The 17,096-nt window shown below is 40.6% G+C and carries 18 protein-coding genes; 14 read left to right on the top strand and 4 right to left on the bottom strand.

Features of this window, described 5'->3' with window-relative positions; genetic code table 11:
- The first annotated feature begins 81 nt into the window (after positions 1–81).
- From KG708_RS08575 to KG708_RS08515, 14 genes are all read left to right on the top strand, one after another.
- Positions 82–345, top strand: coding sequence for a DUF4212 domain-containing protein (locus tag KG708_RS08575; RefSeq protein WP_008464847.1), 264 nt, complete (start codon positions 82–84; stop codon positions 343–345).
- Positions 346–355: 10 nt separating this feature from the next.
- Positions 356–2,080 (top strand): sodium:solute symporter family protein, encoded by a 1,725-nt coding sequence (locus tag KG708_RS08570; protein ID WP_213608973.1) that lies wholly within the window; start codon positions 356–358, stop codon positions 2,078–2,080.
- Between the two features lie 107 nt (positions 2,081–2,187).
- A complete protein-coding gene (locus KG708_RS08565) occupies positions 2,188–4,026 on the top strand; it encodes a DUF294 nucleotidyltransferase-like domain-containing protein (RefSeq protein ID WP_213608972.1) in 1,839 nt (612 codons plus the stop codon).
- A gap of 5 nt (positions 4,027–4,031) precedes the next feature.
- Positions 4,032–4,655, top strand: a complete 624-nt coding sequence (locus KG708_RS08560) for a 3'-5' exonuclease (RefSeq protein WP_213608971.1) — start codon at positions 4,032–4,034, stop codon at positions 4,653–4,655.
- Positions 4,656–4,782: 127 nt separating this feature from the next.
- A complete protein-coding gene (locus KG708_RS08555) occupies positions 4,783–5,529 on the top strand; it encodes an SIMPL domain-containing protein (protein WP_213608970.1) in 747 nt (248 codons plus the stop codon).
- 183 nt (positions 5,530–5,712) lie between these two features.
- Positions 5,713–6,726, top strand: a complete 1,014-nt coding sequence (gene epd, locus KG708_RS08550; protein ID WP_213608969.1) for an erythrose-4-phosphate dehydrogenase — start codon at positions 5,713–5,715, stop codon at positions 6,724–6,726.
- A 49-nt stretch (positions 6,727–6,775) separates the two neighbouring features.
- Positions 6,776–7,951 (top strand): phosphoglycerate kinase, encoded by a 1,176-nt coding sequence (locus tag KG708_RS08545; protein ID WP_213608968.1) that lies wholly within the window; start codon positions 6,776–6,778, stop codon positions 7,949–7,951.
- Between the two features lie 211 nt (positions 7,952–8,162).
- Entirely contained in the window at positions 8,163–9,227 is a 1,065-nt protein-coding gene (gene fba, locus KG708_RS08540; RefSeq protein WP_213608967.1) for a class II fructose-bisphosphate aldolase, read from the top strand.
- A 630-nt stretch (positions 9,228–9,857) separates the two neighbouring features.
- Positions 9,858–10,547 (top strand): phosphate regulon transcriptional regulator PhoB, encoded by a 690-nt coding sequence (gene phoB, locus KG708_RS08535; RefSeq protein ID WP_213608966.1) that lies wholly within the window; start codon positions 9,858–9,860, stop codon positions 10,545–10,547.
- A gap of 74 nt (positions 10,548–10,621) precedes the next feature.
- Positions 10,622–11,968, top strand: coding sequence for a phosphate regulon sensor histidine kinase PhoR (gene phoR, locus KG708_RS08530; RefSeq protein WP_213608965.1), 1,347 nt, complete (start codon positions 10,622–10,624; stop codon positions 11,966–11,968).
- A gap of 79 nt (positions 11,969–12,047) precedes the next feature.
- Positions 12,048–13,016, top strand: coding sequence for a phosphate ABC transporter substrate-binding protein PstS family protein (locus tag KG708_RS08525; RefSeq protein WP_213608964.1), 969 nt, complete (start codon positions 12,048–12,050; stop codon positions 13,014–13,016).
- A 434-nt stretch (positions 13,017–13,450) separates the two neighbouring features.
- Positions 13,451–13,819, top strand: coding sequence for a hypothetical protein (locus KG708_RS17825; protein ID WP_366513589.1), 369 nt, complete (start codon positions 13,451–13,453; stop codon positions 13,817–13,819).
- Positions 13,705–14,208: a transposase gene (locus KG708_RS08520; protein ID WP_366513597.1), complete on the top strand. Its 504-nt coding sequence runs from the start codon at positions 13,705–13,707 to the stop codon at positions 14,206–14,208. The genes KG708_RS17825 and KG708_RS08520 overlap by 115 nt, the downstream gene beginning before the upstream one ends.
- 14 nt (positions 14,209–14,222) lie before the next feature.
- Positions 14,223–14,450 (top strand): hypothetical protein, encoded by a 228-nt coding sequence (locus tag KG708_RS08515; RefSeq protein WP_213608963.1) that lies wholly within the window; start codon positions 14,223–14,225, stop codon positions 14,448–14,450.
- A 215-nt stretch (positions 14,451–14,665) separates the two neighbouring features.
- Here KG708_RS08515 and KG708_RS08510 read toward each other — a convergent pair whose 3' ends face one another.
- Genes KG708_RS08510 through folK form a run of 4 tightly spaced genes read right to left on the bottom strand, consistent with a single transcriptional unit; the run spans position 14,666 to position 17,094 of the window.
- The gene (locus tag KG708_RS08510) at positions 14,666–14,905 is read right to left on the bottom strand and encodes a hypothetical protein (RefSeq protein ID WP_213608962.1); all 240 of its coding nucleotides are present in this window, start codon (positions 14,903–14,905) and stop codon (positions 14,666–14,668) included.
- Positions 14,906–14,935: 30 nt separating this feature from the next.
- On the bottom strand, positions 14,936–15,784 hold the full coding sequence (gene panC, locus KG708_RS08505) for a pantoate--beta-alanine ligase (RefSeq protein ID WP_213608961.1): 849 nt from the start codon (positions 15,782–15,784) through the stop codon (positions 14,936–14,938).
- Complete coding sequence (gene panB, locus KG708_RS08500) at positions 15,784–16,578, bottom strand: 3-methyl-2-oxobutanoate hydroxymethyltransferase (RefSeq protein WP_213608960.1); 795 nt, start codon at positions 16,576–16,578, stop codon at positions 15,784–15,786. Before panB ends, panC begins: the two co-directional genes overlap by 1 nt.
- Before the next feature lie 30 nt (positions 16,579–16,608).
- Positions 16,609–17,094 (bottom strand): 2-amino-4-hydroxy-6-hydroxymethyldihydropteridine diphosphokinase, encoded by a 486-nt coding sequence (gene folK, locus KG708_RS08495; RefSeq protein ID WP_213608959.1) that lies wholly within the window; start codon positions 17,092–17,094, stop codon positions 16,609–16,611.
- Positions 17,095–17,096: the final 2 nt, after the last annotated feature.

The following is a 17,096-nucleotide window of genomic DNA, read 5'->3' as shown; positions in this document are numbered from 1 at the left end:
TTGCATTGCGTTGCTAAATTAATTAACGAATGTAAAAAAACCACCCATCGTAATCTTGCGATACTTAAAGGGGAAAATAAAATGGCTTTTAAAAATGAAGAACAAGCAAAAGCTTATTGGGCAGAAAACATTTCATTATTGTTTAAGTTATTAGCAGTATGGTTTGTTGTCTCTTTTGGCTTTGGCATATTACTGGTTGATGTACTTAACGAAGTACGTTTTTTTGGGTTTAAACTTGGCTTCTGGTTCGCCCAGCAAGGCGCGATTTATACCTTTGTAGCTTTGATTTTTGTTTACGTTTTCAAAATGAATACGTTAGATAAAAAATATGGCGTAGACGAATAGGAGCTAATCTATGGATGTTCAAATACTCACTTTTATAATCGTCGGTTTAACTTTTGCACTTTATATTGGTATTGCAATATGGGCGCGTGCAGGGTCAACAAATGAATTCTATGTTGCCGGTGGTGGTGTACCTCCACTTGCTAATGGTATGGCTACTGCTGCGGATTGGATGAGTGCTGCGTCATTTATTTCAATGGCAGGTATTATTTCGTTTGCTGGCTATGACGGTAGTGTTTACTTAATGGGGTGGACAGGTGGTTATGTACTACTGGCCATGTGTTTAGCGCCTTACTTACGTAAATTCGGCAAGTTTACCGTGCCAGACTTTATCGGGGATCGTTACTACTCACGTACTGCGCGCTTAGTGGCTATTTTATGTGCCATCTTTATTTGTTTTACTTACATTGCTGGTCAAATGCGTGGTGTGGGTGTGGTGTTCTCTCGTTTCTTAGAAGTTGAAATTGAAACCGGCGTTTACATCGGTATGGTCATTGTTTTCTTTTATGCTGTACTTGGTGGCATGAAAGGCATTACTTACACGCAAGTTGCGCAGTACTGTGTACTGGTATTTGCTTATTTAGTACCGGCTATTTTCATTTCGATGATGGCAACCGGTCACTTTTTCCCACAAACAGGTTTTGGTGCCACGCTAAGTGATGGTTCAGGCATGTATGTATTGGATAAATTAGATGGTTTAAGTACTGAGTTGGGCTTTGGTCAATACACTGAAGGCTCGAAGAGCATGATTGATGTATTTGCAATCACAGGTGCTCTCATGGTGGGTACAGCCGGTTTACCTCACGTAATTGTTCGCTTTTTCACTGTACCTCGCGTAAAGGACACACGTATTTCAGCGGCGTGGACACTGGTGTTTATTGCTATTGTATACACTACAGCACCAGCTGTTGCTTCGTTTGCACGGGTAAACATGATTGACACAATTAACGGTAAAGACGGAAGCGGTACAGCGTATGCTGATGCCCCTACATGGGTTAAAAATTGGGAACGTACGGGGCTAATCACTTTTAATGATAAAAATGGTGATGGCAAAATGTTCTACACCTCAGGGTCAATAGATGATCCTAATAGCGCAAATGAGGTTAATGTCGATCGCGACATTATGGTACTAGCGAACCCTGAAATTGCTGACTTACCAGCATGGGTCATTGCACTGGTTGCCGCGGGTGGTATTGCCGCAGCCTTGTCTACAACCGCAGGTTTATTACTCGTTATTTCAACCTCGGTATCGCACGATTTACTCAAACGGACACTCAAGCCTGACATTACTGATAAGCAAGAGTTGCTTGCAGCGAGGTTAGCAGCGATGATTGCTATTGTAATATCCGCCTACTTTGGGATTAACCCGCCAGGATTTGTGGCCTCGGTTGTAGCCTTTGCCTTCGGCTTAGCGGCAGCGAGCTTCTTCCCTGCGATTATTATGGGTATTTTCTCTAAATCAATGAACAAATTTGGTGCGATTGCAGGCATGGTAACGGGTATTACCTTTACCGCGGCTTATATCATCTATTTCAAGTTTGTGAGCCCTGAGCTGAATAGCCCTGAAAATTGGTTCTTAGGTATTTCTCCAGAAGGTATTGGCCTAATTGGGATGATCATTAACTTCGCAGTAGCAGCAGTTGTAATGAAAATGACTCAACCGACGCCAGTTGAAATTCAAGAAATGGTAGAAGGTATTCGTAATCCTAAAGGGTCTAGTGAAGCACATGCTCACTAATCCATATATCTAATGATATAACGCATCAAAGCCCGACTTAAGTCGGGCTTTTTATTTGTTTAAAAAATGACTACATTGTTTAATAGGTATTTTTTCGAGGATGATTTATGAATAATGAGCAACAGGAAGTCTGGCAGTTTATTTGCAAGCAAGCGCCGTTTGCTATGTTACAAGACAGTGCCAGTAGTTATTTTGTAAACCATCTCGATAGTATTTACTTAACACGAGAAAACCAAACGCAATGGCTTAAAAGTGAATCCCCTAAATTATTTTTAATTCGCTCTGGGGCATATGATTTAGTCGATCCTAAAGGCAATACAATAACACATTTAACGCAAGGCGATTATTTTGGTTACCCTTCGTTACTGACAGGGGACGCAATACAAAATAGCTTAGCAGTTAAAAAAGAAGGCATAGTGTATATGCTCGACCAAGCTCATTTCGATTATTTACGCCGAGAATATAAAGCGTTTGAGCAGTACTTTGTTCGCGCTCATGCTAACCGATTACTATCATCGCACTATAAAAATAATAACGATAGTTGGTCAGAGCGCAAAATATCTGAGATCATGACGCGTAAAGCGATTACATTGCCACCCGATGAAAGCATTCGTCATGGCGCTAAAAAAATGCAAGAGCAGGGAGTGTCGTCAATAATGATCACTGAACATGATCATCTTATCGGTGTAGTTACAGATCGTGACCTACGTAATCGGGTACTTGCAGATGATGTCGACCCCAGCCAAGCCATTAATAGCATTATGACCTGCAAACCTAAGTTTATATTTGAAAATAATCGCGTATTTTCAGCGCTGCATTTAATGCTAAAGCATAATATTCACCATTTACCTGTGCTTGACGAAAATCATAAACCACTGGGTATGATCACTAGTACCGATTTGTTACGCCAACAAAAAAGCGATCCTGTACAGCTCATTGGTCGTATTTACAAAGCGCATAATGTGGCTGATTTAAAGCGTTACGCTAACGAAATCCCTGAATTATTAAAGGGGTTTTCTAATAATATTGATGATATTTCACTGATTGGAAAATTACTCAGCGGTTTAACCGATGCGCTAACCTCGCGGCTAATATTTTTATTTCAACAACAGCATGGGACTGCACCTTCGAGCTTTAGTTTTATTTGTTTTGGCTCTCAAGCGCGCGAAGAACAAACACTTCATTCTGATCAAGATAACGGCTTGTTGTTACCTGATGGCCTAAACGATGATCAGCATGCCTACTTTAAACAAATGGGTGAATTTGTTTGTGAAAACTTAGTTGAGTGCGGTATTCGTCGTTGCCCCGGTAACATTATGGCCAGCAGTGATGCGTGTCGAATGAGTGTTAGTGATTGGCGGGCGAAGTTTTTAAAGTGGATCACCAGCCCCACACCCCAGGCAATGCTCAACTGTAAAATATTTTTTGATTTGCGCTTTATTGAAGGATCAACCACGCTCTATAGCCAGTTTTGTGAAGAGTTAACCCATATTTCTCGCAACGATCTTTTTTATGCAGCCATGGCCAGCGATGTAAACGCAAACAGTGCGCCGATTGGTTTATTTAATAACTTTAAAACTGAGAAAACACAGCAGCATCATAAGTACATTGATCTTAAAAAACGCGGTGTGGTGATCATAAACGATCTGGCGCGGCTTTATGCGTTAAAAGTGGGTATTCGGCGTGCTAATACACAAGAGCGATTAGATGCCTTATTAAAGTATTCTTTATTAAGCAAAGAAGATATTTACAATTTAAAAGATTGTTGGCGGTTCTTAACTCAGCTTAGGTTGCGCACGCAAATAAATGAAGAAGGGTTACCCAGTAATTGTATTAACCCAGACAAACTCAACTCATTAGAGCGTCATCAGCTTAAAGAAGCGTTTTACTTAGTAAAGCAAGCACAGCAGGGCGCAGCGTTTAAATTTGCGCGCGGGAGCTTGTAATAATAATGGTTAAGCAGCTTATTACTCGTTATTTAAAGCGCCGCCATTTGCTTGCGCAAAGCGCCTTAAAGCAACGTTACTTAGTGATTGATTTAGAGTTAACAGGGCTTGATCCTAAGCTACATGAAATTGTCTCGGTTGCTTGGGTACTGATTGATAATGAATGCATTAAAAATAGTCAGGCGCAGCATTTGGTTAATAAAGAGGTAATAAGCTTAGCGCAGAGCCCTATTTTCCATGGTATTAGTAGTGAATCGCTCGCACATGGGCAAAGTTTACAAAGTATTTTAACGATGTTAAGTACTCATTTTAGTGACAGCATTTTAGTATTTCATAATGCTATGCTCGACTGGGGGTTTTTAAAATTAGCACTAAAAAATACAGGGATCACACAACGGCCAAAATTGATCATCGACACATTACAAATAGAAAAAAAGCGCCTACTACAACAAGGTAGCGATATAAAATTAGATGATTTAATCCTAAATGAATGCCGTAAACGCTACGATTTACCGAGCTACCATTGCCATCATGCCCTCACCGATGCGCAAGCCACTGCCGAGTTGTTGTTAGCCCAGTGCCACCAAATAAGCGCTGGTAAAGAACTTAAAGTCGGTGATTTAACGTAGGTTGGGCAGAGCGAAGCGAAACCCAACTATAAAGTATGCACAATGGCTTAGTTGTATGCAGTTTACTTTTATGCTCAATTGTATAATTATGGGAACGCGTGTCTAATTATCAATTCAAGGAACGAACATGAAACTCATCACCAGTATTTTTCTAATCTTATTTCCACTTATTTCTTTCGCTAATTCAAGCGTGCCAGCTAATCGTCATATTGCAGTGCAGGGGTCAGCTGAGGTATTTGTTGAGCCAGATATGGCTCAAATTATATTTGAAGTAAAAAGCACTGAAGATACATTACTTGAGGCTAAACGTGAGCTTGATGGCCGGATTAGCTTGCTACTTGAACAATCAGACAAATACGGTTTTGGCCAAGACGACGTTTATATATCTGGTTTAAAAAGCAAGGTATACACTATGATTGGTACAGAATCTGGGACTGTTTCAGGCGATAAGTATTTAGCCCTGAAAACAGTTAAAGTCACATTAAAAGATATTAAAAAAGTCGATGAATTTATTGATTTTGCTCAAAGTTTAAAAATAGACAATATCAAAAAAATTAATGGTTTATCCTCCAAGGCCACGCAGTTAGAGGCAGAGGCGACACAATTAGCAATCGATAACGCAAAAGCGAAGGGAAATAAGCTCGCTCAGGCTTTTGGTGCTGAACTTGGCAAGGTTTACAGTGTTAGTTCATATTCCAGCAGTGCTGATTACGATTATGACGCGGGCGGTGTTAAGCACATTATTTTATCTAGCCACAGAAATAGCATGGCTGCTAGAAATAACGAGAGCCCATTTACGCAGCAGCAATATTTAGGCGCAAAAATAAGCGTTAAAGCATCAATAAACGTGGTGTTCGATTTAAAACTAAAATAGCAAATACCGCAAATACCTATTAGCCGAGCTAAAAGTAAAAGCGCATTGCGTGTTGATTATGGCGTTAATTTAAAGTTTCTAATGCTTGGCTCTTATAATCACAAGCAAGGTCGATTACAATACCGCCATCTAAAAGGCGACGCTGCCTTTCTCTGTACGTAACTAGAGTGGATTTTATATTTCATGGCAATCAAACTTGCAATTAATGGTTTTGGTCGTATTGGTCGAAATATTGTCCGTGCACTATACGAATCAGGCTTAAGCGACGAGATCAAAATTGTGGCAATTAATGAACTAGCCGATCCTGATGCTATTGCCCATTTATTAAAATACGACACCTCTCATGGTCGTTTTGCTTTTCCTGTCACATTGGGCGAAGACACTATTCGTGTTGCAAATGATACTATTGCGTTATTTTGTGAACAAAACCCCGTTGAACTGCCTTGGCAAACTTTAGATGTTGATGTGGTGCTTGAATGTACGGGTGTTTATCACTCGCGTGAACACGCGCAATTACATTTGACTGCGGGCGCAAAAAAGGTGCTGTTTTCACATCCTGCGGATAATGATGTTGATGCCACTATTGTTTACGGTATTAATGACGATGAGCTTAAGCGCGATCACACAATAGTTTCTAATGGCTCGTGTACAACTAACTGTATCGTCCCTGTTATCAAGGTACTTGATGATGCGTTTGGTATTGAGTCAGGCGCTATTACTACTATTCATGCGTCAATGAACGATCAGCAAGTGATTGATGCGTATCATCATGATTTACGTCGTACCCGTGCTGCTAGCCAGTCTATTATTCCTGTAGATACAAAATTAGCTCGGGGTATTGACCGTATTTTACCTAAATTTAAAGGCCGCTTTGAGGCCATTGCTGTGCGTGTACCGACTATTAATGTGACGGCGATGGATTTAAGTGTCACGGTGAATGCAGATGTTGATTTAAGTGCGGTTAATAATGCACTTAAAGCACAAGCCAAAGATCGTCTTGAAGGTATTTTAAGTTACACCGAAGAGCCATTGGTATCGGTTGATTTTAACCATGACCCACATTCTTGTATTATAGATGGCACCCAGACACGTGTTAGTCATAAACGACTGATAAAGTTATTAGTCTGGTGCGACAATGAGTGGGGGTTTGCAAATCGCATGCTCGATACCGCACGTGCTATGATGGCATTTAAGTAATATTTAAAACGTATTTTTAGGTTTAGTATCGTTAACTAAGGAGATATTCATGTCGGTCATAAAAATGGCAGATTTAGATTTAAACGGCAAGCGTGTATTAATTCGTGAAGATTTAAATGTACCCGTTAAAGCAGGTAAAGTGACGTCAGATGCACGTATTCGTGCTGCGTTACCTACTATCAAACTTGCACTAGAAAAAGGCGCAAAAGTGATGGTGATGTCACACCTTGGCCGCCCAACGGAAGGACAATACGAAGACGAGTTTTCATTGGCTCCGGTTGTTGATTACTTAAATGATGCACTTGAGCAAACAGTACGCCTAGAAAAAGATTACCTAAACGGCGTTGATGTTGCAGATAATGAAGTGGTTGTTTTTGAAAACGTGCGTTTTAATAAAGGCGAGAAAAATGACGACGAAGCATTATCAAAGCAATTAGCTGCATTATGTGACGTTTACGTAATGGATGCCTTTGGTACTGCGCATCGTGCGCAAGCATCGACCCATGGTGTGGGTTTATTTGCTGATGTGGCGTGTGCCGGTCCATTATTATCGGCGGAGCTTGAAGCACTAGGAAAAGCGCTTGATAACCCAGCACGCCCGCTAGTGGCGATTGTAGGTGGCTCTAAAGTGTCAACTAAATTAACGGTGCTCGATTCGTTATCTAAAATTGTTGACCAACTTGTTACCGGTGGTGGTATTGCGAATACCTTTATTGCTGCTGCAGGTCACCCTGTTGGTAAGTCGCTTTATGAGGCTGATTTAATGGACGAAGCCAATCGCTTATGTGCAGCAGCAAAAGCTAACAATGGTGAAATTCCGGTACCGACTGATGTTGTTGTGGGTAATGAGTTTTCAGAATCAGCCGTGGCAACACTTAAAGATGTAAGCGAAGTCACCAGCGACGATATGATTTTTGATATTGGTCCTGATACAGCAAACACACTTGCAAAAATTATTGCTAATGCGGGCACCGTTGTATGGAATGGCCCAGTCGGTGTTTTTGAATTTGATCAGTTCGGTAATGGCACACGTGCTATTGCACAAGCGATTGCTGATTCAAAAGCGTTTTCAATTGCAGGCGGTGGTGATACTTTAGCCGCAATTGATAAATACGGCATTAGTGACAAAGTATCGTATATTTCTACCGGTGGTGGTGCTTTCTTAGAGTTTTTAGAAGGTAAAAAGCTACCAGCAGTAGCTATGCTAGAATCACGTGCTAAGTAATACGTTAAGTATTAGCTAGCCGTTAGGCAGATGTGGCGTGTCTGCATCTGCTACACTTAACTGATAAATACCTCTCACTTTTATTTATTAGTTATTTAATTCGAATTTTAGGCGTTGAGCTTTAAGGTTCGAGGTGCAGTTATTGCACCAAACTAACAAATCCGTTCAAACTAGGTAGTCAAATGACTATCGATAAATTGGAGAATACCCAATGGCTTTAATCAGTATGCGACAACTTCTGGATCATGCCGCTGAGCATGGTTACGGTGTACCCGCGTTTAATGTAAATAACCAAGAGCAAATGCGTGCAATCATGGAAGCGGCTGATAAAACAAACAGCCCTGTTATTGTACAAGGTTCTGCGGGCGCACGTGCGTATGCCGGTGCACCTTTTATTCGTCATATGATTTTAGCGGCAGTTGAAGAGTGGCCACATATCCCTGTGGTTATGCATCAGGATCACGGTACATCACCGGGTGTATGTCAACGTTCAATTCAGTTAGGTTTTTCATCTGTGATGATGGATGGCTCATTAATGAGCGATGGTAAAACTCCGTCAAGCTACGATTACAACGTTGATGTGACACGTAAAACTGTTGAAATGGCACACGCATGTGGTGTATCAGTTGAGGGTGAGCTAGGTGTATTAGGTTCACTTGAAACCGGTGAAGCAGGTGAAGAAGACGGTGTTGGCGCTGAAGGTAAATTAACCACAGAGCAAATGCTAACAAATCCAGAAGAAGCGGCTGATTTTGTAAATAAAACCCACGTTGATGCACTGGCGATTGCTTGTGGTACATCACACGGTGCTTACAAATTTACCCGCCCACCAACCGATGATATTTTAGCCATTGATCGTATCAAAGAAATTCATGCGCGTATTCCAAACACCCACTTAGTTATGCATGGTTCATCTTCTGTTCCACAAGAGTGGTTAGAAGTGATTAACCAATACGGTGGCGAAATTCCTGAAACTTACGGTGTCCCAGTTGAGCAAATCGTTGAGGGGATCAAGTACGGTGTGCGTAAAGTAAACATTGATACTGACTTACGCTTAGCCTCTACTGGTGCAATTCGCCGTCACTTAGCAATGAACCCATCTAATTTCGACCCACGTAAGTTTTTAGCCGCTGCAACACACGCCATGACTGATATTTGTATTGCCCGTTATGAAGCGTTTGGTACTGCAGGTCAAGCAAGTAAAATTAAGCCAATTTCACTCGATGAAATGCATCTTAAATACTTAAGTGGTGAGTTAAACCCAAAAATAAAATAATGAGCCAATAACTGCGATACTCTCGCACTCATTATAAAAAGCCAGTTGCTTACGCACTGGCTTTTTTGATCTGAGGGGATCAGTATTTTACTTACCAGATAAATCTGGGATCACTCGATTACTAACTAACCTTATCTGGGATCATTACTTTACTAAGTGAAGGGTTTAAAGTGACGCATTTTGTACTTTTAAGTGTCGAATATCATAATGAATGGATAAAAATCACACAGTAAATCATTGGTTTAGCTATGTTAGTAGGTAAGATAGTGATCCGAAAAGGGATCTGCTTGATAAAACTCTGATCCTTGTATTTAAGATCATAATAAACCTGATCTAAATAGTGCTTAGCAGGTGCCGACTTTTTATTATTAAGCCTCAAAATAGCTGCTAGTTAGTAATTTGATGATCCCAAGTTAATATCATAAATAGTGCCTTTAATGATGACCCACTTTTCTGCAAACCACTTTTTTATGAACTGCTCAAGATGATAAAAATATGACATATTCAATTTTTTTTCATTTTTTTGTGCTTTTTTTACATTCATTTTAATTTAGACGTTACACTTTAATAAAAATGTCATACTTAGTCATAATAATGAAACCTACTCAATAGCCTAAGAGATAAATTGGAATGTCACGTAAAGTATTAGTCGTTGATGATGAAGCACCTATCAGGGAAATGTTGGTTTTTGTTTTAGAACAAAATGGCTTTCAAGCCATTGAAGCAGAAGATTATGACTCTGCAATAGCCGCAATGGTTGAGCCTTACCCAGATATGGTGTTACTTGATTGGATGCTACCGGGTGGTAGCGGGATTCAAATCGCTAAAAAATTCAAACAAAATGAACATACACGCCAAATCCCTATTATTATGCTGACGGCCCGCGGTGAAGAAGAAGATAAAATTCGCGGTTTAGAAGTCGGTGCTGATGATTATGTTACCAAGCCGTTTTCACCTAAAGAACTAATGGCGCGTATTAAAGCGGTAATTCGCCGTGTTGCTCCTACCTCACTAGAGGAAGCCATTGAAGTGCATGGCTTACGCTTAGATCCTATTTCGCATCGTGTTACCTCAGGAGGCAACGAACTTGATATGGGGCCAACTGAATTTAGACTGTTACACTTTTTTATGACTCACCCAGAGCGTGTTTACAGCCGTGAGCAATTACTTGATCATGTATGGGGCACTAATGTGTATGTTGAGGATAGAACCGTCGATGTGCATATTCGTCGTTTGCGTAAAGCGATTGCTACGCTTGGACATGATCGCTTAGTACAAACGGTACGCGGGGCAGGCTATCGCTTTTCGAGTAAATTATAGTGTGCTAAGTAAGTCGTAATCTATTAGCCTAGCTCAGTCAAACTAACTGCTAGTTTATAAGGTAAAGAGCGTGTATGTATCGAGTTATTAACAAGCGGGCGCTAACAAAGCGGCTGTTTGTCTATTTTATACCTTTACTTTTAATTGGGGTGCTTATAGGTGCTCCATTTTTGATGTTGTTTTTGGGCGCTTTTTCGTTATTGATATGGCATTACCATCAACTTTATCGCTTAAGTGACTGGTTACACAACCAGCGCAGCTTTAATCCGCCTGAAGGTGAAGGGTCGTGGGAGCAAGTGTTTGAAGGTATCTATCAGCTACAACATCGTAATCGTAAAAAGCGTAACGAATTGGCAGAGCTAATACGCCGCTTTCGTGATGGTGCAGAAGCAGTGCCCGATGCCGTTGTTGTACTGCAAAACGATTTATCAATAGTGTGGTGTAATCAACTTGCATTAAAGGTGCTGGGGTTACAATGGCCTGTTGATCATGGTCAGCGTCTAGATAACTTAATTCGCGATCCTAAATTTGCTAAATATATGCGCCGTAAAGAGTTTAGTGATGCATTGGAGCTCGAAAGTGGCCACAGTGTTGAGCAAATTCTTGAGTTTAGAGTGATGCCTTACGCGAAGACTCAATTATTAGTTGTAGTGCGTGATGTGACTCGTTTAAAACAACTTGAGCAGATGCGTAAAGACTTTGTTGCTAATGTATCTCATGAGCTCAGAACCCCTTTAACGGTTGTTACCGGTTACCTTGAAATGCTCGATAGCGATTCACTCCCTCCGCCTGCAATGTGGAATAAAGCACAAAATACCATGCTAGAACAATGTAAACGTATGGATAGCTTGGTTAATCAGTTATTATCGTTATCGCGCATAGAAGGCGCGAAACGTCATAGTAAAGATAAGCCTGTAAATGTTCCGCAGTTACTTAAACTGATTGAAACTGAAGCTCAGTCTATAAATCAAGATAAAGCTCATCACCTTATTTTTAACGTTGATGCATCACTTGATATTGCTGGCGCAGAAGATGAGTTAAGAAGTGCGTTTTCGAATCTAGTGTTTAATGCCATTCATTACACTAAACCAGGCGGTAGAATAGAGGTGAACTGGCAACATGAAAATGAACAGGCCTGCTTTAGTGTCATCGACAATGGTGATGGGATTGCGCCAGAGCATATTAATCGTTTAACTGAGCGCTTTTATCGAGTTGATAAAGCCAGAAGTCGAACCACAGGAGGCTCAGGCTTAGGTTTAGCAATTACCAAACATGTGCTTACTCGCCATGGTAGTCAATTAAAAATTCACAGTGAACTTGGCAAAGGGTCTTGTTTTTCTTTTGTATTTTCAAGCGATAAGATCATCACTACCTTACCTCTAGAGTCGCATAAAATAGGTAGTCATAAAAGTGTAACTTAATAGTCATATGATTGTCATGCACTCACTTTAGAGTGAACCGCAGTTAGGAAATGGGACGAACAAACTGGAGAACCCCACAATGAAATTTAAAAACTTAGTTGCCGCAATGGGTGTGGCTGTTACAACATTTGTTTCTGCGCAAGCAGTCGCATTAGAAGACGGTATGCCTGAGTATCAAAAAATTAGCGGTGTATCAGGTAATTTTTCATCGGTAGGGTCTGATACTTTAGCTAACATGATGACCTTTTGGGCTGAAGAATATAAGCGTATTTACCCAAATGTAAATATTCAAATTCAAGCTGCAGGTTCCTCTACTGCACCCCCGGCACTAACAGAAGGTACGGCAAATTTAGGTCCAATGAGCCGCGCCATGAAATCAAAAGAGATTGAGGCATTTGAAAAGCGTTTTGGTTACAAACCAACAGAAGTGCGTGTAGCGATTGACGCATTAGCAGTGTTTGTTCATAAAGATAACCCGATTGAAGGTCTTCGTATTGACCAAGTTGATGCTATTTTCTCATCAACACGTAAATGTGGCGCACCAGAGCAAGTAAATCGTTGGAGCGATTTGGGTCTAGAAGGCGACTGGGCCAATAAAGATGTACAACTATACGGACGTAACTCGGTATCTGGTACTTATGGTTACTTTAAAAAGAAAGCACTATGTAAAGGTGATTTTCGTAACAACGTGAATGAGCAACCGGGATCAGCTTCTGTTGTTCAGTCAATCTCATCATCGTTAAATGCAATCGGTTATTCAGGCATTGGTTACACAACTTCAGGTGTACGTACAGTACCATTGGCTAATAAAGGCACTAATTTTGTTGATGCGACACTTGAAAACGTAGCGCAAGGTAAATACCCGCTATCACGCTTTTTATATGTTTATGTTAACAAGCACCCAAATAAACCACTGGGTCCAGTTGAAGCTGAATTTTTAAAAATGATACTTTCTAATGTTGGCCAAAAAATTGTAGAAAAAGATGGCTATGTACCACTATCTGCAAAGTTAGTTGAGTTTGAGTTGAAAAAGCTAGGCTTAAAATAAATAGCAAAAGCAAATAATAAAAAAACCGCTTATTAAGCGGTTTTTTTGTTTTTATAATTTATGCCGATTGGTATTAGAGTCTGTTGACCTTTTCGGATTAAAATTTGTTCAAACTAGGAGCGGTTTAATCGCCCCAAGAGGTTTGTAACCTAGTGGGCTAAGTAAAAACCGAGCAAAGCTTCCGCGTCCTGCTCACGCCCCGCAACAAAGAGTAAATCGCTCCTAGGCAGAACCCGAAGGGCAGCGCCTGTTTGGCATTGATGCTGCGTTATCGCCTATTTATGGGGAATAACCACACCACATAGGCTCTGCCTTGCCTAAATACCAAACAAACTGCTGCAAATTTAACCTTGAAAGGTCAACAGATGTATGGACTCCCACTTCCCTCAGGAGTAACGTAATAAGCAACTAAACTTTTACCAAGGAGCCCATACATGTTTGATTGTAATGTAATCGCAATTGATTTAGCAAAAAATTTATTCCAGGTTTGTAAAACAGATAAAAATGGAAACGTTATTTATAACAAAGCAATCACAAGAGCTAAACTTAAAGAATTATTAATTAAAGAGAAGCAATCTTTAGTTGCTATGGAGTCGTGTGGCGGAACACATTATTGGGCACGCTTTGCTAAACAAGCTGGTCAGCGTTTCGTCAAGGACAAAAAACAGATGCTAATGATGCGCTGGCTATTTCTGTTACCGCTCGCCAGCCTCATATTAAAGAAAGCCGATTACTTTCAGTGCAGGAGCAATGCCTGCAAGGCATTGAATGTATGCGTGATTTATTGGTCAAACAAAAAGTAAGTTTAAGTAACCAACTCAGAGGTTTGCTTTTGGAGTTAGGGTACCCAATAGCTCAAGGTGATACCCCATTAATTCGCGCTATACCAGAGATACTAGAAGACGCAGAAAATAGTTTAACATCCTCATTTCGCTTTTCAATTGACCTCCTTTTTCAACGCTTTAAAGAGACAATTGAAGAAGCAAAGCAGATTGAAAAACAACTGCATGAAATAGTTAAAGAAGATAAAACCTGTAATCGCTTACAAGCCTTGGAGGGAGTCGGTCCAGTCTGTGCAGTCTTGATAAAAATAGCACTAGGTGATGCGACACATTTCAAAAGTGGTCGAGAAGCCGCCGCTTGCTTTGGTTTGACACCTGTACAACATAGCAGTGGTGGTAAAGAAAAATAGGCTCGATATCTAAAGTGATAGGAAATAAGAAGCTGCGAAGTGCTTTGTTTAAAGGTGCATTAGCTGTTGTTTCCCAACTAGAAAAAGAGAAAGTCGCAGTGAAAAGATGTATGGTTAAAAGCATTAACCGAACGTCGAGGAAAAAAGTAGCAGCGATTGCTTTAGCGAATAAAACGATAAGAACGGCTTTTGCAATGCAAAAGCATAATAAAGAATATCAGCCGAAATTACTTGCGGCTTAAAATTTGTCAAAAAAGAGCGCTTAAAATAGGTAAGACCAACCTTCAATAGACTGTTAGGGTCTGAAGTTTCATAAACTGCTCAACAGAAAAGTCATGAAGGTGCGAATACATAAGAGGCCAGAGGTAGCTCCTCAATTTGAGCCCGTATATAAGCTAGCATCTAAATTTATTTTAACTTTTTCTTTTTGACATTTTCGGGGAGTCCATATAAGACCCTAATCAGCCTTACCTAAGTTTTCAGCTTGTACTTTACATTGATTATAAGCTTCTGTGCATTTAGATGAGCAAACCTGTGATTTAAGACTATCTGTGGTTGTTTGTTGTTCACAACTGGTTTCGCACTGATAGTTTTGTTGAGCACATTGGTTGAGCTCTGGGTTACCTGGCTGGCTTTGACATCCTGCAAGTGCTGCAAACGAAAAAGCCACAAGAGCAGTTTTTATAAAGGTTTTCATGCTTATCCTTAAAATAGAGCTACACCAGTATTAAACTTCAACTTGTATATTGTCGATTAATCTAACACTACCTAAAAAGGCGGCAGCTAAAATAACAAATCGTGTGTCTTCGAGTGTAGCAGCTTTTAATGTATCTCGTTGAGCTATCGAAAAATAATCTGGTGTTAAACCTGCGCTTTCTAATCTAGCTTTAGCATCGGCTTCAAGTGAACTAAAATTTTTGTTGCCACTTTTCAGTTGCTGCGCGCAGTGCTTTAATGTGTTAAATAAAATAGTGGCGGTTTGCTTTTCATCACTTGATAAATACCCATTACGTGAGCTCATGGCAAGGCCGTTAACTTCACGCATGGTGGGCACACCAATAATCTCCACTGGTATTGATAAATCTTTGGCCATTGTTTTTACAACTTGCAGCTGCTGAAAGTCTTTTTCACCAAAGCAGGCGTAATCAGGTTGTACCAAATTAAACAGCTTAGTAACAATAGTCGCAACACCTTTAAAATGACCAGGACGTGAGCCACCGCAATAGCCCATGGAAATACCTGGTACATCAACAAAACTTTGTGCGCCTAAGCCATTAGGGTAAATAGCCTCTACACTAGGAATAAACAAAATATCCGTTTCAATATCAGCTAAACCTTGTTTATCGGCATTTAAAGTACGCGGATAACTGTCTAAATCTTCGTTAGCGCCAAATTGCATCGGGTTAACAAAAATACTAACAACGACTTTGTCGGCCAGTGTTTTTGCTTTTTCGACCAATGAAAAATGACCGCGGTGCAAATTGCCCATTGTCGGTACTAGTGCCACACTTAATCCTGCTTGGCGCCAGGCTCTTATTTGACTGCGTAATGATTTAATTTCAGTGATTGACTGCATTATTTAAACTCGTGTTCAGCGCTTGGGAATACGCCACTTTTAACATCGTTACAATACTTTTTAACAGCGGCAGGCATGTTGCCTGTTTCGAGTAAAAAGTTTTTTGAGAATTTAGGTATATAGCCTGCAGAAATGCCGACTAAATCGTGCATAACCAAAATTTGACCATCGGTCGCATTACCTGCACCAATCCCGATAGTTGGAATACTGAGTGACTCAGTCACACGTTTTGCTAAGGCACTTGGAATACACTCAAGCACGAGTAGTTGAGCACCCGCTGCTTCTAGCGCTTTTGCATCGGCAATAATTTTTTGCGCTTGTGCTTCTTCACGGCCTTGGATTTTAAAGCCACCGAATACGTGCACAGATTGTGGCGTAAGCCCTAAATGACCACACACCGGAATGCCTTGTTGAGTGAGTGACTTAATGCTGTCATGCAGCCATTCACCCCCTTCAAGCTTGATCATATTAGCACCTGCGCGCATCAGCTCTGCGGCATTTTTACAGGCATCATTTGGATTTGCATAGGTCATAAACGGTAGGTCGGCAATAACAAATAGGTCACGGCTTCCAGCGCGAACACAGCGAGTATGGTACGCAATTTCTTGGTTTGTCACAGCGAGTGTGTCATCGCCACCTTGTAATACCATACCCAAAGAATCACCGACTAAAACAACTTCAACGCCATTATCATGAAATAACTTAGCAAAACTGGCATCATAAGCTGTTAACGCAGTGATTTTATTACTTTCAGCCTTCATTTTATTCAAAGTTGAAACGGTTATTTTAGACATAATATTCTCGCAGACAGTGGTCTTAGTTAATTACAGCGGTAATTGTTGTAAGTCGTTAAGCGGTAGGTTATTTGCTATCTGTTTGATAGATGCGCCGCTTGGTAAAATAAGTTCGGGTGCAATTTCTTGCAGCGGGTAAACAACAAATTCTCTCTCGTTTAACCCGTAATGAGGCACCGTTAAACGTTTAGTATTTATAACCTGCTCACCAAATAATAAAATATCAATATCTAGTGTGCGTGCACCCCAGCGCTCAGCCTTTCTGACTCTACCATGCTCCAGCTCTATGGCTTGCGTTAAATCAAGTAACTGCTCTGGCTGTAGGAAGGTATTGATACAGGCAACTGCGTTCACATAATCGGGTTGATCTTGTGGCCCCATAGGCTTGCTCGCATAATAATGCGAACAAGCTAAAAATTCGCTGTTTGGCAAACTCTTAAGCGCAATAATGGCATTATCAAGTTGTTTTTTAGGTGTATTAAGGTTGGCACCTAAGCCTAAATAGACACGTTGCATTA

Source organism: Pseudoalteromonas sp. (assembly GCF_018402495.1).
In the GTDB taxonomy this organism is placed as follows: Bacteria; Pseudomonadota; Gammaproteobacteria; order Enterobacterales; family Alteromonadaceae; genus Pseudoalteromonas.
The sequence above is the reverse complement of the archived record's forward strand: the minus strand, read 5'-3'. Positions and strand labels throughout refer to the sequence as shown.

Coding starts and splice junctions, on each gene's coding strand:
- KG708_RS08575 (WP_008464847.1), top strand. CDS start 82: ATGGCTTTTAAAAATGAAGAACAAGCAAAAGCTTATTGGGCAGAAAAC.
- KG708_RS08570 (WP_213608973.1), top strand. CDS start 356: ATGGATGTTCAAATACTCACTTTTATAATCGTCGGTTTAACTTTTGCA.
- KG708_RS08565 (WP_213608972.1), top strand. CDS start 2,188: ATGAATAATGAGCAACAGGAAGTCTGGCAGTTTATTTGCAAGCAAGCG.
- KG708_RS08560 (WP_213608971.1), top strand. CDS start 4,032: ATGGTTAAGCAGCTTATTACTCGTTATTTAAAGCGCCGCCATTTGCTT.
- KG708_RS08555 (WP_213608970.1), top strand. CDS start 4,783: ATGAAACTCATCACCAGTATTTTTCTAATCTTATTTCCACTTATTTCT.
- epd (WP_213608969.1), top strand. CDS start 5,713: ATGGCAATCAAACTTGCAATTAATGGTTTTGGTCGTATTGGTCGAAAT.
- KG708_RS08545 (WP_213608968.1), top strand. CDS start 6,776: ATGTCGGTCATAAAAATGGCAGATTTAGATTTAAACGGCAAGCGTGTA.
- fba (WP_213608967.1), top strand. CDS start 8,163: ATGGCTTTAATCAGTATGCGACAACTTCTGGATCATGCCGCTGAGCAT.
- phoB (WP_213608966.1), top strand. CDS start 9,858: ATGTCACGTAAAGTATTAGTCGTTGATGATGAAGCACCTATCAGGGAA.
- phoR (WP_213608965.1), top strand. CDS start 10,622: ATGTATCGAGTTATTAACAAGCGGGCGCTAACAAAGCGGCTGTTTGTC.
- KG708_RS08525 (WP_213608964.1), top strand. CDS start 12,048: ATGAAATTTAAAAACTTAGTTGCCGCAATGGGTGTGGCTGTTACAACA.
- KG708_RS17825 (WP_366513589.1), top strand. CDS start 13,451: ATGTTTGATTGTAATGTAATCGCAATTGATTTAGCAAAAAATTTATTC.
- KG708_RS08510 (WP_213608962.1), bottom strand. CDS start 14,905: ATGAAAACCTTTATAAAAACTGCTCTTGTGGCTTTTTCGTTTGCAGCA.
- panC (WP_213608961.1), bottom strand. CDS start 15,784: ATGCAGTCAATCACTGAAATTAAATCATTACGCAGTCAAATAAGAGCC.
- panB (WP_213608960.1), bottom strand. CDS start 16,578: ATGTCTAAAATAACCGTTTCAACTTTGAATAAAATGAAGGCTGAAAGT.
- folK (WP_213608959.1), bottom strand. CDS start 17,094: ATGCAACGTGTCTATTTAGGCTTAGGTGCCAACCTTAATACACCTAAA.